Source organism: Actinomycetospora straminea, from assembly GCF_028737255.1.
In the GTDB taxonomy this organism is placed as follows: Bacteria; Actinomycetota; Actinomycetes; order Mycobacteriales; family Pseudonocardiaceae; genus Actinomycetospora; species Actinomycetospora straminea.
Genome location: NZ_JAQZAN010000010.1, coordinates 171699 through 185624, shown reverse-complemented (window position 1 = coordinate 185624; position 13926 = coordinate 171699). Strand labels below are relative to the sequence as shown.

Here is a 13926-nt window from a genome sequence, read left to right as displayed (position 1 = left end):
TCCCGGCGACGCCGCCCACCCCCCGACGCGGATCAGGGCCCCCGACTGCACCAGGCCCGCTCGTGAACCGTACCCAGCGGTACGGTTGCGGGAAAGGGGCGGTTCCGTTCGCCGGCCAGTCGCAGCGCTCGACGTCCAGGAATGCGACGACCGGCGCACGCGGTGCCCGCCGGACGGGCTGCCCTCTGTCGGGGGTGGACGCCGACCGGCAGGCTGTGGGTCGGTCGCGTGGGTCGACCGGGCAGGAGGACGTGCGGTGGCGCGCGAGGCCACGCCGGCGACGGAGGGAAGGGTGCCGCAGCAGGAGCGGTCCCGGGCCACGAGGCGGGCACTGCTCGCGGCAGCGGGTGAGCGCTTCGCGGTGCAGGGCTTCCACGGCACGGCGCTGAGCGAGCTGTTCGGCGACGGCGGCGTCCCGACCAAGGGCGCGTTCTACTTCCACTTCGCGTCCAAGCACGCCGTCGCCGAGGCCCTCGTCGCGGCGATGAGCGAGTCGTGGGAGCAGGTCCTGCCCGCGGTCCGCCGGGTCGCCGGGGACGCCCTCGAAGCGCTGGTCCTGCTCACCGACGCGGTGATCGTCCGGCTCGACGACCCGATCGTGCGCGGGGCGGGTCGGGTGCTGCGCGACCGTGTCGTCGCCTCGCCCACCCTGGCCGAGGTCGGCACCTGGTGGCGCGACGAGGCCGAGGGGCTGCTCGTCGAGGCGCAGGCGGCCGGCCTGCTCCGGGCGGAGGTCGACCCGGGCTGGGCGGCCTCCGAGGTCGTCGCGGGCTTCGCGGGACGGGCGACGATGTCCGAGGAGTGGTGCGGCGGACCGCCCCTCTGGGAGCTGGTGAACGATTTCTGGGCCGGGTTCCTGCCGCTGATCGCGACACCGGACTGGTCCCGGCGGTGGGAGGGGCGACCCTGGCGGCAACGGCGGCGACCGGTCGGGGTGGGTCCCCAGGACATCGCCGGCCTAGAGATCCCCGCGATCAGTCCGTCCGGCCACGACGGGTGTGGTCGGACACCAGGGCCGCGATCAGCCGGCCCACCCGCCGGGTCATCTCCTCGGCGCCCTGCTCGGGGTGGGCCACCCACCAGTCCATGAGCGAGTCGACGATGCCGAGCCACGTCCGGACCATCGCCGAGACGTCGAGCTCGTCGGTGATCCCGGCGTCGCCGAGCAGCTCGAGCACCCCCTCTCGGGCGAGGGCCTCGATGCGGGCGGAGTACCGCGCGACGACCTCGGCCGCCGGACCGTCCGCCGGGGCCGTGCGGTCGTGCAGGAGCCGCCAGACGTGACGCCGGTCGTCGAGCACCGCGAACATCGCCGCGAGCGTGCGCACCCCCCGCTCGACACCGGCGCTCCCGTCGCGGGCCACGCGCTCGATCTCCGCGGCCAGCAGTCCGCCCGCCTCGGCGAGGCACGCCGCGTGCAGGCCCTCCTTGGAGCCGAAGTAGCTGTAGACCAGCGCCTTCGAGATGCCCGCGGTGTGCGCGACGTCGGCGACACCGGTGGCGGCGAAGCCGTCGCTGCCGAACGCCACCGACGCGACCCGCAGGATCTCCTGCTCCCGGTCGGCGCGCGGGACACCCTTCGTCCCGGCGTTCGGTCGCGGAGCCACGGGCGGACCCTATCGCGACGATATGACCCTGCGGTAACTTACCCGGAGGTCACATCGCAGGAGGGCTGATGGACGCACTGCTCGACCCGATGCAGAACCCGGTCACGTACGCGGTCCCGTTCTTCGTGCTGGCGATCCTCGTCGAGCTCGCGGCGCTGCGGTGGCTCGACCACGACGACTCGGTCACCGGCTACGCGCTGCGCGACGCCCGGACGTCGATCTCGATGGGCGTCGTGTCGCTGGTGTTCCTGACGCTGTTCAAGGTGGTCACGTTCCTCGCGTTCAGCGCCGTGTACGTCTACCTCGCCCCGTTCCACCTGCCCACCGACACGTGGTGGTACTGGGTGCTCGTGGTGCTCGGGGTCGACCTCGGCTACTACGGACACCACCGCTTCAGCCACCGCGTGCGGATCGCCTGGGCCGGGCACCAGGCGCACCACTCCAGCGAGTTCATGAACTTCGGCACCGCGCTGCGCCAGAAGTGGAACCCCTGGTTCGAGTTCTTCTTCTGGCTGCCGCTGCCGCTGCTCGGCTTCGCGCCCTGGACGCTCTACGCGGCGTTCGGCGTCAACCTCGTGTTCCAGTTCTTCGTGCACACCGAGCTCGTCGACAAGCTCCCGCGCCCGATCGAGTACGTGTTGAACACGCCGTCGCACCACCGCGTGCACCACGGCCGCGACCCCGAGTACCTCGACCGCAACTACGGCGGCATCCTCATCGTCTGGGATCGGCTGTTCGGCACCTTCGCAGCCGAGGAGCGCCGACCGTCGTACGGGCTCACCACGCCCGTCGACACGTACAACCTGCTGACGCTGCAGTACGGGCACTACGGCGACATCGCCCGGGACGTCCGGGCGGCCCGCCGCTGGCGCGACCGGCTCGGCTACGTCCTGGGTCCGCCCGGCTGGCAGCCGTCACCCGACCCGGCGCCGACGCGGACCTGATCGGCCCGCACCGTCAACGCAGCGCCGCCCGCAGTGCGTCGGCCGCCGTGTCCACGACCTCCCGTGCCTTGTCGACGACCCCGGCCATCGAGATGAAGCCGTGGATCATGCCGTCGACGCGGAGCAGTTCCGCGTCGACGCCCGCCGCCCGGAGCTTGCCGGCGTAGGCGGCGCCCTGGTCGCGGAGCGGGTCGAACTCCGCGGTGATCACCAGCGCGGCCGGCAGGCCGCTGACGTCCTCGGCGCGGGCGGGCGAGAACCGGGTGTCGGCGCCCTCGTCCGGCGAGTGCAGGTAGCAGCCGTAGAACCACTCGATCCACGCCCGCGACAGCAGCGGGCCGGCCGCGTTCTCGTACATCGACGGGCTGTCGTCGAAGCGGTCGGTGGCGGGGTAGATCAGGAGCTGGAACGCGAGCCGTGGCCCGCCCCGCTCCTTCACGAGCTGGGCGACGACCGCCGCGAGGTTGCCGCCCGCGCTGTCGCCCGCGACGGCGAGCCGGGACGGGTCGCCGCCGAAGTCGCCGATCTTCTCCGCCGCCCAGGTCAGCGCGGCGTAGGCGTCGTCGACCGCGGCGGGGAAGCGGTTCTCGGGCGCGAGCCGGTAGTCCACCGCCAGGACCAGACACCCGGACCGGGCGGCCAGCGTGCGGCAGAGGGCGTCGTGGCTGTCCAGGCTCCCGATCACCCACCCGCCGCCGTGGTAGTAGACGACGACGGGCAGCGGACCATCGCCCGGCGGCACGTAGACCCGCACCGGGACGTCGCCCTCGGGGCCGGGCGCGGTGGTGTCCTCCACGCGGGCGAGCTCCGCCGGTGGCCCGCCGAGCGCGGCGAACTCCTCGATCATGGCCCGGTTCTCGGCGACGGTCATGCTCTCCGGCGACCGCGCGCCCTGCGCGGCCATCTCCGCGAGCAGGGCCTCGATCTGCGGATCGAGCGGCATGGGGGCACCGTCCTCCCGTCGGGGAGCGCCGACGCTCCCGCTCGCCGAGGAGTATGCGTCGGGAGGCGGTGCCGGGTCACCGTCCCTCCCGAACGCCGTCCCGGCTTCCGTCACCGGCCCGGACCGTGTGAGGTGGACCCATGACGATCTCGTGGTGCTCCCCGTCCGCCACCGGCGACCGGTGGGCCGCGTGAGGGGCGCCGAGGCGCTGGTCGGCTCGCTGGTCGGGGCGGGTGTCGACGTCTGCTTCATGAACCCCGGCACGTCCGAGATGCACTTCGTGCAGGCCCTGGACGACGTCCCGGCGATGCGGGGCGTCCTGACGCTGTTCGAGGGCGTCGCGACGGGCGCGGCCGACGCGCACGCGCGCATCACCGGCCGGCCCGCCGCGGTGCTGCTGCACCTCGGGCCCGGGCTCGGCAACGGGATGGCGAACCTGCACAACGCGCGGCGCGCCGGCACCCCGCTGCTCTGCGTCGTGGGCGCACACGCCACCGACCACGTCCGCCATGACGCCCCGCTCGAGTCCGACATCACCGCGCTGGCGCGGACGGTGTCGGGCTGGGTGCACACCTGCGGGGACGTGCGCGACGTCGCCGACGACGCCGTGCGCGCAGTGGCCGCGGCGACCGAGCGCGGCGGCCAGGTCGCGACGCTGGTCCTGCCCGCGGACGTGTCGTGGTCCGACGGCGGGGTGCCGGCGCCGCCGCTGCCGGCCGCGGCCCCGTTCCCGCCGGCGGCCTCCCGGGTGACCGACGCCGCGAAGGCGGTGCGCGAGCCCGGCGCGGTGATCCTGCTCGGCGGCCCGGCGCTGACCGCGCGCGCGATGGACGCCGCGGGCCGGGTCGCCGCCGCCACCGGCGCGCGCCTGCTCGTCGAGACCTTCCCGCGGCGCTGGGACACCGGTGCCGGGCGCCCCCGCGTCGACAAGCTCGCCTACTTCGCCGAGCAGGCGCTCGAGCAGCTCGACGGGGCGTCGTCGCTGGTGCTGGCGGGAGCGCGCTCCCCGGTGTCGTTCTTCGGCTACCCCGGAGTCCCCGGCGACCTCGTGCCCGACGGCGCCACGGTGGTCGGGCTCGCCGACGCGGCGACCGACGCGGCCGCCGCGCTCGAGGCGCTGGCCGCCGAGGTGGCGCCGGACGCGGTCGCCGAGCCGGCGCCGCGGGACGCGCCGGAACCCGCGCCCGGGCCGCTGGACGTGCGCTCGCTGTGCGCCGCGGTCGCGGCGACGCTGCCCGAGGACGCGATCGTGGTGGACGAGTCGCTGACCGCCGCGGCCGTGCTCGCCCCGGCCCTGCAGACCGCGGCTCCCCACACCCAGCTGGCGCTCACCGGCGGCGCGATCGGCCAGGGCCCGCCCGCGGCGGTGGGCGCGGCGGTCGCGGCTCCGGACCGGCCGGTCGTCGCGGTGCAGGCCGACGGCAGCGCCCTCTACACGCTGCAGGCGCTGTGGACCCAGGCCCGCGAGCAGCTCGACGTCACCACCGTGCTGATCAACAACGCGGCCTACGCGATCCTGCGCGTCGAGCTGGCACGGACCGGCGCGGGCGAGGCCGCCCACTCCGGGCGCGCCGGGCGGATGCTGACCCTCACCGACCCGACGCCGGACTTCGTCGCGCTCGCGACCGGCTACGGCGTCCCGGCCCGGCGGGTCGAGACGACCGAGGACCTGCTCGACGCCCTGCGCTGGGCCCAGCGCGAACCGGGCCCGCACCTCATCGAGGCGATCGTCCCCGCGGTCGGGTAGTCGCCGTCAGGCCCTCGCCGGGCCCTGGTCAGCGGTCCGCGCCGGCCCGGCCCGACGACCCGCCGCCGTCGGAGCCGGGCTCGGAGCGGTCGGAGCGGTCGGAGCGGTCGCCCCGGTCCTGGCCGGAGCGGTCGCCCCGGTCCTGGCCGGAGCGGTCCTGGCCGGAGCGGTCCTGGCCGGAGCGCTCCGACCGATCGCCCGCCGAACCGTCACGCGACTGTTCGCGGCGCTCGGACCGGTCCTCAGCGGACCGGTCGGCAGCGGACCGGTCGCCGGCGCGCTCGTCGTCGGCCGACCGATCCCGTCGGGACCCGTCCCGCTCCGCCGAGCGGGTCCTGGGCTCGTCGTCGCGGTCGTGGCGCGGGCGCGCCCGGTCGTCCGAGTCCTCGGAGATCGTGCGGCGGTCGGACGTCGCGCGGCGGTCGGACGACGAGCTGCGGGTCGCGCTCTCGTCCCGGTCGGACGCCGACCGGCCCTCCGACGCGGTGCGACCCGCCCGCTCGCCCGAGGAGGTCTCCCGGTCCGTCTCCCGCTGCGTCTCCTGCTCCGCCGCCCGGATCTGCGCGGCGATGTCCTGCGCCGACGCACTCCGGGACGACGCCGCCGACGGCCCCTCCACCGACGCGTCCGACGACGCGGAGCCGCCGGCACCCGGCGCCGGGTCCTCCGCCGCGGCCTGCAGGGCCTCGCGAGGGGGTTCCGGCGGGGTGGGGCCGTACTCGACGTGCCAGGTCCGGAACTGCACGGAGCTGGGCTGCGCGAGGAGCCGGTCCCGGTGCAGGCCGACCTTGAGGTAGCTCTGCTGGCCCGGGTAGAGGGTGCCGCCGGGCGGGTGGTCGTCGACGACGAGCAGGCCGTCGCGCCACACGCTGACGCGCGCCCTGTCGGGGTTCGCCGAGAAGTCCACCTGCACGCGCAGGTCCGTCCACTCGCCGACCGGGGCCGGTCCGAGATCGTGGGTGACCGTGCGGGGGCCCGACGGGTGACCCTCGCCGCCGTGCAGAACGAGGGCCCCGTCGCGGACCCGCAGATCGAGCGGCGCCGTCCCCGGACCGTCGTTCTCCCACCGGGCGATGACCTGCTGGGCCGCGGGACTCCGGGCGAACTCGCCGTCCAGCCGCACCGAGAAGGTCACGTCGTGGCGGTCGCCCTCCTGGGCGGCGGGCACGGCGGGCTCGAGCTCGCTGCGCTGGCCCCGTCCCGTCAGGACGACGGCGACCTCGTCGTCGTCCACCCGGGGCGGCGGGGCGCCGACGGTGTTCCACGGCGTCCGCCGGAAGGCACCCGGACCGTCGGCCCGCCACACCGACGGCGCCGGCGGCTCCGCGATCGGGGCCGGCGCGACGGCCGGGACCGCCTCGGCCGGCGCCGGGGTGTCCGTCGGCGGCACGGGGGCCGCCCCGGGCTCGGCGTCGTCCGCACCCGTGGGGTCCCCGGCACGGGCCTGGGGCCGGTCCGGCGCGCCGTCGGGCGACCAGGGCCCGGACGTGGCGGCGACCGCGATCCCGCCCGCGAGGGCGCCGACGGCCACGACGGAGACGGCGCGGTTGCGGGTCACGCTCTCCGGACGACGGTGGGAACGGCTCCCGTCGGCCGGCAGCTCCGGGCGCGTGCCGGCGCCCGTGTCGCGATGGCGTGCCACCCCAGTGACGTTGCCGTCTGCTCGCGAGGAAAACGCTCTACCGGCGAGCTTGGTGCGAGCGACCGAGCGGATTGCGACAGCTGCGCCGCGATGCCCACCGTGACCGGGCGCGGGGTCGGAGGGCGACGCGCCGCGGTCACGCGACGAGTGTGGCGTGAGGCGCGCCAGGGGGACGACAGGGCTGCGACACGAGGAGCGGCGCGCGCCGGCGTCTGCATCCGCCGCCACGACTCCGGGAGGCGCCGTTCGTCCCCGCGACGACGGATCCGGCGGGGACCTGGGGCCTGCCCCACCCCACCCGGGTGCCCGCCCCCTCGTGACCCACGTCACCACCGAGCACGCTCGGGGGCATCCGGGACAGGCCGGCCGGGCGGTCCCGCACCACGAGGGGCACGCGATGACCACACCCCGCACGCACCACGACCAGACCCCGTGGCACGGCCCGTTCCCCGGGGTGCCGCCCGTCCCCTCCCCGCGCAGCGTCCACCCGGGGACGCCGGCGCCGTACGCGCAGCCGTTCGCCCCGGCGACCCCGCCGGCCGGGTACCCGGCCTTTCCGCCGCCCCCGGCGGTCCCCCCGGGTCCGCCGCCCGCCGGTCTCGGAGGGCCACCGGCTCCTGGCGGGCCCCCCGGGCCGCCGCGCCGCCGGACGGGGCGCACCGTGCTGATCGCCGTGGCCGTCGTCGTCCTCGGCCTGGTCGGGCTGGTCCGACTCGGGGCCTCCGACGCGTCGCCCCCGGGGCCGGCCGCGACCACCGCGGCTCCGGCACCGACCACGCCGGCTCTCCCCGGGCCGAAGGGACCGCGCCCCGCGACCGGCACGGTGCTCGTCGAGCGGGGAGGCACCGGGAGCGGCCAGCTGACCGCCGAGAACGGCGGGAGCACCGACGCCTACGTCACCCTGGCGTCCGGGCAGCAGGTGGTCCGCGGCGTCTACGTCCGGGCGGGGGAGACCGCGACGGTCACCGACGTGCCCGACGGCACCTACGAGGTCTACTTCGCCACGGGCACGGGGTGGAACGAGGACATCCGCGGGTTCACCGCCGACCGTCAGGCCACCCGCTACGACGACACGTTCCCGTTCACCACGTCCTCGACGCAGGCCACGACGTGGACGGTCACGCTGACCCCGGTGGTCGGCGGCAACGCCCAGAGCAGCGACCTCCCGCCGGACGCCGTGCCGCGGTGAGCCCGGGGGCGGGGCCCGATCCGGCGAGTCCGACCCGGACCGGGCTCCCGCTGCTGCGTCCCCTCGCTATTGTCGTGCCCCCCGACCCGAGGAGCCCGTGGTGATCATCGTTGGCCTCGTCCTCAGAGTGCTCGGCCCCGCCGTCAAGGCCCTCGCGGTGGCGCTGGCCGCCGTCGCCGCCGTCCTCGCCTGGGGTGCGGTCGAGGACGGGATGGACAAGAGGAAGAACAAGGCCGTGGAGGTCGGGACGGGGCTCTGAGGTCCCGACGAGGCCCCGACGAGGTCCTGACCCTGAGGCGCGGCGGTCCGCTCAGCGCGGCGCCGGGACGTCGGCGAGCAGGTGGGCGACGAGCCGGGCCGGCGCGTCCTCCTGGAGCAGGTGGCCGGCGTCGTCGATCCAGTGCATCTCGGCGTGCGGGATGTGCTCGTGCAGCCACGTGCCGTACTCCGGCGGCAGGATCCGGTCGTGGCGGCCCCACAGCAGCCGCACGGGGATGCTGATGTCGGCGAGGAGGGGCTCGTAGGGGCGGGTGTCGGCCTCGGCGAGCTGGCGGTACTGCCGGTAGTAGGCGGCCTGCCCGTCGGCGCCGCGCCACGGCGCGAGGTAGGTGTCGAGCACCTCGGGGCGCAGGCCGCGGTGGCTGGCGTTGCGCAGGTGGGCCGCGACGAGGGCCTCGTGGGCGTAGCCGGGCAGGGCGGCGAAGACCTCGGGGTTCTCGCGCATCAGCGCGAACAGACCACGCTCCCACCGCCCGCCGCTGACGGCGTCGAAGATCGTGAGGTCGCCGTAGCGGGCCTCCTCGAGCAGGTGGGCGCGCAGGACGATCGCGCCCCCGATGTCGTTCGCGACCACGCTCGGGGCCTCGAGTCCCCAGTGCTCGAGGAGGCGGGCGAAGCGGCGGGCCTGGGCGGCGAGGGTGAGGTCCTGCCCCTCGTGCTGGTCGGACTGCCCGTAGCCGAGGTGGTCGAAGACGTAGACGGTGCGCGTACGGGCCAGCGCCGGGGCGACGTCGCGCCAGAGGTAGGAGGAGTACGGGGTGCCGTGGACCAGCACCATCGGCTCCCCGCGCCCGCCCAGCCGCGCCCAGCGCACGACGCCGTCGTCGGTCTCCACCGCCTCCGGCAGCACCCACCCGGTGCCGTCCTGCCCCGCGCCCATCCGGACCGCCTCCTATACCGATCTGTGAAGTCGCCGTCGACGGTAGGTACACAGAGCTGTGAAGTCAAGGACGGCTGGGGCCCTGCCAGGCGGTGGGCCGGCGCAGCGTCACCGTGAGGACGACCGCGACGACGGCGAGCAGGACCGGCACCGGGCTGAGCGCCCAGACGAGGCGACCCTGGTCGACCAGGACGGCCCCGACGACGGCGCCGGCGAACATCGCGACCACGGCGAGCACCCGTCGGGTCAGGACCCGAGGGCCGCCGGAGCGCTCGTCGGCGGCGATGCCCGTCAGGGTCATCGTGAGGACGGTGGTGGTCAGGTCGGGCACACCGAGCCGGCGCACCGCGGCGTTCTGCAGCCCGAGTGCCGCGGCGAGGAGCCCGGCGACGACGGACGCCGTGCCGGTACCGGGCGGGCCGTCCAGTGGTGCGAGGAGCACCAGGACGACGATCACGACGATCAGCTCGACGAGCACCGCGTCGCGCAGCAGCCGCCCGCGCCCGGACGTCCGGGCGGCGACGAGCCTGCCGCCACCGAGCGCGCCGACCAGGATGCCGCCGAGTGCGGCGAGGGATGCGGCGAGCGCGAAGCCCGGCGCGCCCGCGACGGCGAAGCCGAGGAAGACGACGTTGCCGGTCATGTTGGCCACGAACACCCGGCCGAGCCCCAGGACGCTGACCGCGTCGACCAGGCCCGTGCCGACGGTCAGCAGCAACAGCAGCGCGGGCAGGGGGCCGTGGGCGGCTCCGCGCCAGAGCGAGCCCTCCCGGTCGGTACCGGTCGCGGGCTGCTCGGGCGTCATCGCTCGTCGCCCCGCCGCTCGGCGACCACGACCCGTCGACCCGCCGGACTCTCGAGGGCGACCCCGACCGGGGCCTGCGAGGTGCTCACGACGCCAGCGTGCCGCGACGCGTGGCGCGGCGTCATCGGTCGACCGACCGGTCCGCTCGCCGCCGGCACGTCGATCAGCGCCTCGCCCCGCGCGCTTCGGTCGAGGGTGTCTCGGCGTCAGCTCTGCAGCTGCTGGAGCCCGATGACCCGCAGCAGGTCGAGCTTCTGTTCGTCCTCGGAGCCCGGGGCGGCGGTCATGACCACGATCGTCTGGTCGCCCGGGCCGCCGGTGAAGGTGTCGCAGTCCACGACGATGTCGCCGACGGCGGTGTGCAGGGTCTTGCGGCTGGTCCGCAGCTCCCCGACCGTGCCGGCCCGCCAGCGTCGGGCGAAGTCGGGGGAGGCCTCGAGCAGGCGCTCGATGAGCTGGGGGAGCTCGGGGTCGTCGGGGTAGCGGCCGGTCGCGGCGCGCAGGTGGCCGACGAGGTCGCAGGCGTAGGCCTCGTCGTCCTCGAGGGTGTGGGTGACCGGGATGGAGCCCTGGAAGTACCGCCAGGCGACGTTGCGCTCGAGCCTGCTCTGGGTGGACGGGTCGCCGAACAGGGCCGCCCAGAGAGGGTTCCAGAGCACCAGCTCGTAGATCGCGGTGTGCACGGCGACGGCCACCGGGGCGTTGCGGAACCGGTCGACCATGCGCTGCGCGGTCGGCGTCACGTGCCGCGGCACGTGTCCGGCCGACGGCACGGCCGCGCCGGCGACGCGGAACAGGTGGTCGCGCTCGGCGTCGGTCAGGCGCAGGGCGCGGGCCAGGGAGGTGAGCAGCTGCGGCGAGGGGTGGCGGGCGCGGCCCTGCTCGAGGCGGACCACGTAGTCGACGCTCACCCCGGCGATGTGGGCCAGTTCCTCGCGGCGCAGGCCGGGCGTGCGGCGGTTCGGCCCAGGGGCGAGGCCGACGTCCTCGGGACGGACCCGGTCCCGCCAGGCCCGCAGGATCTCCGCGAACTCGTCCACGGGATCCATGGTGCCCGGCGATCGGCGGCGCGGGTGGTACTGCTGGTCCCACCGTCGAGCAGTGCCTGCCGGCCGGCCCGGCGCGGGCGCACGGTGGCGACATGACCACGACACTGGTGACCGGGGCCAACAAGGGCCTCGGTCTGGAGACCACCCGCCGGCTGATCGCCGCGGGACACACCGTCCACGCGGGGGTGCGGGACCTGCGGACCGCGGACGCCGCCCGCGAGCTCGGCGCCGTCCCGCTGCAGCTCGACGTCACCGACCAGGACAGCGTCGAGAAGGCGGTCGCCGCGCTGCCCGAGCTCGACGTCCTGGTCAACAACGCCGCGGTCGTCGGCCCGTCGTGGACCCTCGACGACCTCGACGTCGCGGCGATGCGCGCGGCGTTCGAGACCAACGTCTTCGGCGTCGTCCGGCTCACCCAGGCCGCCCTGCCCCTGCTGCGGCGCTCCTCGCGGCCGGTGATCGTCAACGTCGCCTCGGGACTGGGCTTCCCCCGGGCCATGCTCGACCCGCAGGACGACTCCTTCCACGGGCTGATGGTCCCCTACGCCAGCTCGAAGGCCGCCGTCATCGCGCTGACGGTGCAGTACGCGAAGAACCTCCCCGAGATGCGGATCAACGCCTCCGACCCGGGTTACACGGCGACCGACCTCAACGCCCACTGCGGCCACCAGACCGTCACCGAGGGCACCGACGCGACGGTCGCCCTGGCCCTGCTCGGCCCGGACGGTCCGACCGGCGAGTTCCACGACCGGCGCGGCCGGATCGAGTGGTGAGGAGCGACGATGACCGATGAGGATCTGCGCGCGTTCTACCGGCGCTACGTCGCGACCCTCGACGCGCACCGCCTCGACGAGATGGACCGCTTCGTCGCCGACGACGTCGTGCTCAACGGCGAGCCGGGGACACGCGACGACGTCGTCGCCGACATGCGGCGCATCGTCGACGCCGTCCCGGACTTCCACTGGGAGGTCACCGAGCTGCTCGTCGACGGCGACCGCATCGCCGCGCGCGTCGTCAACACCGGGACCCCGGTCGCGGAGTGGCGCGGCATAGTCCCGACCGGCGCCTCCTTCGAGATCGTCGAGTACGCGATCTACCGGGTCGCCGACGGCCGTTTCGTGCAGATGACCAACCTGCACGACACGTCCGACGCCCGCCGCCAGGTCACGACCTGAGAACGGCGCGAGGGGCCGGACGAGGTGCTCGGCCGGCTCCTCGCCCGCGGGCTCGCGACGGATCACGCCACACGCCCGGGCAGGCCCCGTAGGTTCTGCCCGTGACCCTCCACGACCACCGGGACGACCACGCCGAGAACGCCTACGCGATCCTCGACGGGAGCGGGTGGTCGGTCGTGGAGGGGGACGAGACGCCCGTCGAGCCCGGGGCAGTTCATCGGGGTGACCGTGGACTCGTCCCGACACCTCCGAGCCGGCGCGGAGGCCCTCGTCCTCGTCGCCGTGTGCGCGTCGCCCTGATGGGCCGGCGGCCGGACCGACTCCCGCTGCCGTGCCGCCTCCGTCACGCCCTCCGCCCCACCGAAGGACAGGCTCCATGACCGCCCCGGCCTCCCGCGACGGAGTCGTCGCCCCCTTCTTCGCCGACCCGGACTTCGACTTCGAGTTCCGCGACGCCCTCGGCGCCGCCGCCTACGGCGTCGGCGACGTCGGACTGTGGCTCGCGACCGCCGCCCGCATCGTCGACGGCGATCGCGAGAGCTGGTTCACCGCCTGGTCCGACCGGGGACGCGAGCTCGCCGCCCTCGCCGAGGCCTCCGCCACCGATCCCGCCGACCTCGCCACGGCGGCGTGGGCCTACCTGGCGGCCTCCTCGGCCTGGTCCCGGGCCATGGGGGCGATCGACGGCCTGCCTCCCGACCGGGCCGACGCCGCGCTGCTCCCCACGTTCCGGGAGTCGCGGCGCTGCTGGGAGGCCATGATCGACGCGTCGTCCGGACGGCACGTGCGCCTGGAGGTCCCGTACGAGGACACCACCCTGCCGGCGTGGCTGTTGCGCCCCGACGCGAGCGGGACGCCGCGGCCCACCCTCGTCATGACCAACGGCAGCGACGGCGCGCTCACCGGGCTGTGGTCGGCGGGAGCCGCCGAGGCCCTCGCCCACGGCTGGAACGCCGTGGTCTACGACGGCCCGGGGCAGCAGAGCCTGCTCTTCGAGCGGGGCATCCCGTTCCGCCCCGACTGGGAGGCGGTGCTCACCCCGGTCGTCGACGCCCTGGTCGCACGGGCCGACGTCGATCCCGCCGCGCTCACCGCCTACGGCATCAGCCAGGCCGGGTACTGGCTGCCCCGGGCGCTGTCCGCCGAGCACCGCTTCGTCGCCGCCGTCGCCGATCCCGGCGTCGTCGACGTCTCCACGTCGTGGATGGGCCACCTGCCGCCGCCGATGACCGCCCTGCTCGACGCCGGCGACAAGGCCACCTTCGACCGGTACATGGCCGAGGTCGGCGGCGACCCCGCCGCGGCCCGGGAGTTCGCGTTCCGCGCCCGGCCCTACGGCGTCGACGACCCCTACGACCTGTTCACCGCGGTCCGCACCTACCAGCTCCGCGACGTCGCCGCCGACATCCGCACGCCCTTGCTGATCACCTCGCCGGACGACGAACAGTTCTGGCCCGGCCAGTCCGACGAGCTCGCCGACCTCCTCACGTCACCCCGCGAGGTCCTGCGCTTCACCCGCGCGGACGGGGCGAACCTGCACTGCCAGCCCCTCGGCCGCCGCCTCACCGCCACCCGGATGATCGGGTGGCTCGACGCGCGGATCCAGCGACGTCCGTCGACCTGAGCCGCCCAGGCGGCCGCGCGAGGGCGCGAGGACGGGGCACGA

Annotated in this window: 14 protein-coding genes; 8 read left to right on the top strand and 6 right to left on the bottom strand. The window is 75.4% G+C overall.

Annotation, left to right across the window (positions count from 1 at the left end):
* Positions 1 to 292 precede the first annotated feature (292 nt).
* Positions 293 to 1090, top strand: a complete 798-nt coding sequence (locus PH190_RS15560) for a TetR/AcrR family transcriptional regulator (protein ID WP_274232434.1) — start codon at positions 293 to 295, stop codon at positions 1088 to 1090.
* On the opposite strand, the gene PH190_RS15555 is transcribed toward PH190_RS15560, so the two are convergent.
* Positions 975 to 1607 (bottom strand): TetR/AcrR family transcriptional regulator, encoded by a 633-nt coding sequence (locus PH190_RS15555; protein WP_274232433.1) that lies wholly within the window; start codon positions 1605 to 1607, stop codon positions 975 to 977. The genes PH190_RS15560 and PH190_RS15555 overlap by 116 nt on opposite strands.
* A gap of 68 nt (positions 1608 to 1675) precedes the next feature.
* Here PH190_RS15555 and PH190_RS15550 point away from each other — a divergent pair, with 68 nt between their 5' ends.
* Entirely contained in the window at positions 1676 to 2551 is an 876-nt protein-coding gene (locus PH190_RS15550) for a sterol desaturase family protein (RefSeq protein WP_274232432.1), read from the top strand.
* A 13-nt stretch (positions 2552 to 2564) separates the two neighbouring features.
* Here PH190_RS15550 and PH190_RS15545 read toward each other — a convergent pair whose 3' ends face one another.
* Entirely contained in the window at positions 2565 to 3494 is a 930-nt protein-coding gene (locus PH190_RS15545; protein ID WP_274232431.1) for an alpha/beta hydrolase, read from the bottom strand.
* A 190-nt stretch (positions 3495 to 3684) separates the two neighbouring features.
* Between PH190_RS15545 and PH190_RS15540 the strand changes: the two genes are divergently transcribed.
* On the top strand, positions 3685 to 5241 hold the full coding sequence (locus PH190_RS15540) for an acetolactate synthase large subunit (RefSeq protein WP_274232430.1): 1557 nt from the start codon (positions 3685 to 3687) through the stop codon (positions 5239 to 5241).
* Between the two features lie 28 nt (positions 5242 to 5269).
* Here the strand turns inward: PH190_RS15540 and PH190_RS15535 are convergent, their stop codons facing one another.
* Entirely contained in the window at positions 5270 to 6799 is a 1530-nt protein-coding gene (locus PH190_RS15535; protein ID WP_274232429.1) for a heparin lyase I family protein, read from the bottom strand.
* Positions 6800 to 7280: 481 nt separating this feature from the next.
* Here PH190_RS15535 and PH190_RS15530 point away from each other — a divergent pair, with 481 nt between their 5' ends.
* Positions 7281 to 8072: a hypothetical protein gene (locus PH190_RS15530; RefSeq protein ID WP_274232428.1), complete on the top strand. Its 792-nt coding sequence runs from the start codon at positions 7281 to 7283 to the stop codon at positions 8070 to 8072.
* A gap of 97 nt (positions 8073 to 8169) precedes the next feature.
* On the top strand, positions 8170 to 8331 hold the full coding sequence (locus PH190_RS15525) for a hypothetical protein (protein WP_274232427.1): 162 nt from the start codon (positions 8170 to 8172) through the stop codon (positions 8329 to 8331).
* 51 nt (positions 8332 to 8382) lie between these two features.
* Here PH190_RS15525 and PH190_RS15520 read toward each other — a convergent pair whose 3' ends face one another.
* The 3 genes from PH190_RS15520 to PH190_RS15510 form a co-directional block, all read right to left on the bottom strand.
* On the bottom strand, positions 8383 to 9231 hold the full coding sequence (locus PH190_RS15520) for an alpha/beta fold hydrolase (RefSeq protein ID WP_274232426.1): 849 nt from the start codon (positions 9229 to 9231) through the stop codon (positions 8383 to 8385).
* Between the two features lie 64 nt (positions 9232 to 9295).
* Positions 9296 to 10036, bottom strand: coding sequence for a YoaK family protein (locus PH190_RS15515; RefSeq protein ID WP_274232425.1), 741 nt, complete (start codon positions 10034 to 10036; stop codon positions 9296 to 9298).
* A gap of 206 nt (positions 10037 to 10242) precedes the next feature.
* Complete coding sequence (locus PH190_RS15510; RefSeq protein ID WP_274232424.1) at positions 10243 to 11076, bottom strand: helix-turn-helix transcriptional regulator; 834 nt, start codon at positions 11074 to 11076, stop codon at positions 10243 to 10245.
* A 101-nt stretch (positions 11077 to 11177) separates the two neighbouring features.
* On the opposite strand from PH190_RS15510, the gene PH190_RS15505 reads away from it, so the two are divergent.
* The 3 genes from PH190_RS15505 (at position 11178) to PH190_RS15495 (ending at position 13884) form a co-directional block, all read left to right on the top strand.
* Positions 11178 to 11858, top strand: a complete 681-nt coding sequence (locus PH190_RS15505) for an SDR family NAD(P)-dependent oxidoreductase (protein WP_274232423.1) — start codon at positions 11178 to 11180, stop codon at positions 11856 to 11858.
* 9 nt (positions 11859 to 11867) lie between these two features.
* On the top strand, positions 11868 to 12260 hold the full coding sequence (locus PH190_RS15500; RefSeq protein WP_274232422.1) for an ester cyclase: 393 nt from the start codon (positions 11868 to 11870) through the stop codon (positions 12258 to 12260).
* A 376-nt stretch (positions 12261 to 12636) separates the two neighbouring features.
* Positions 12637 to 13884 carry an alpha/beta hydrolase family protein gene (locus PH190_RS15495; protein ID WP_274232421.1) on the top strand — a complete coding sequence of 416 codons (1248 nt, stop codon included), beginning with the start codon at positions 12637 to 12639 and terminating at the stop codon, positions 13882 to 13884.
* Positions 13885 to 13926: the final 42 nt, after the last annotated feature.

Excerpts from the sequence above, each read along its gene's own strand:
- PH190_RS15550 (WP_274232432.1), top strand. The coding sequence starts at position 1,676 with ATGGACGCACTGCTCGACCCGATGCAGAACCCGGTCACGTACGCGGTC.
- PH190_RS15545 (WP_274232431.1), bottom strand. The coding sequence starts at position 3,494 with ATGCCGCTCGATCCGCAGATCGAGGCCCTGCTCGCGGAGATGGCCGCG.
- PH190_RS15530 (WP_274232428.1), top strand. The coding sequence starts at position 7,281 with ATGACCACACCCCGCACGCACCACGACCAGACCCCGTGGCACGGCCCG.
- PH190_RS15520 (WP_274232426.1), bottom strand. The coding sequence starts at position 9,231 with ATGGGCGCGGGGCAGGACGGCACCGGGTGGGTGCTGCCGGAGGCGGTG.
- PH190_RS15515 (WP_274232425.1), bottom strand. The coding sequence starts at position 10,036 with ATGACGCCCGAGCAGCCCGCGACCGGTACCGACCGGGAGGGCTCGCTC.
- PH190_RS15505 (WP_274232423.1), top strand. The coding sequence starts at position 11,178 with ATGACCACGACACTGGTGACCGGGGCCAACAAGGGCCTCGGTCTGGAG.
- PH190_RS15500 (WP_274232422.1), top strand. The coding sequence starts at position 11,868 with ATGACCGATGAGGATCTGCGCGCGTTCTACCGGCGCTACGTCGCGACC.
- PH190_RS15495 (WP_274232421.1), top strand. The coding sequence starts at position 12,637 with ATGACCGCCCCGGCCTCCCGCGACGGAGTCGTCGCCCCCTTCTTCGCC.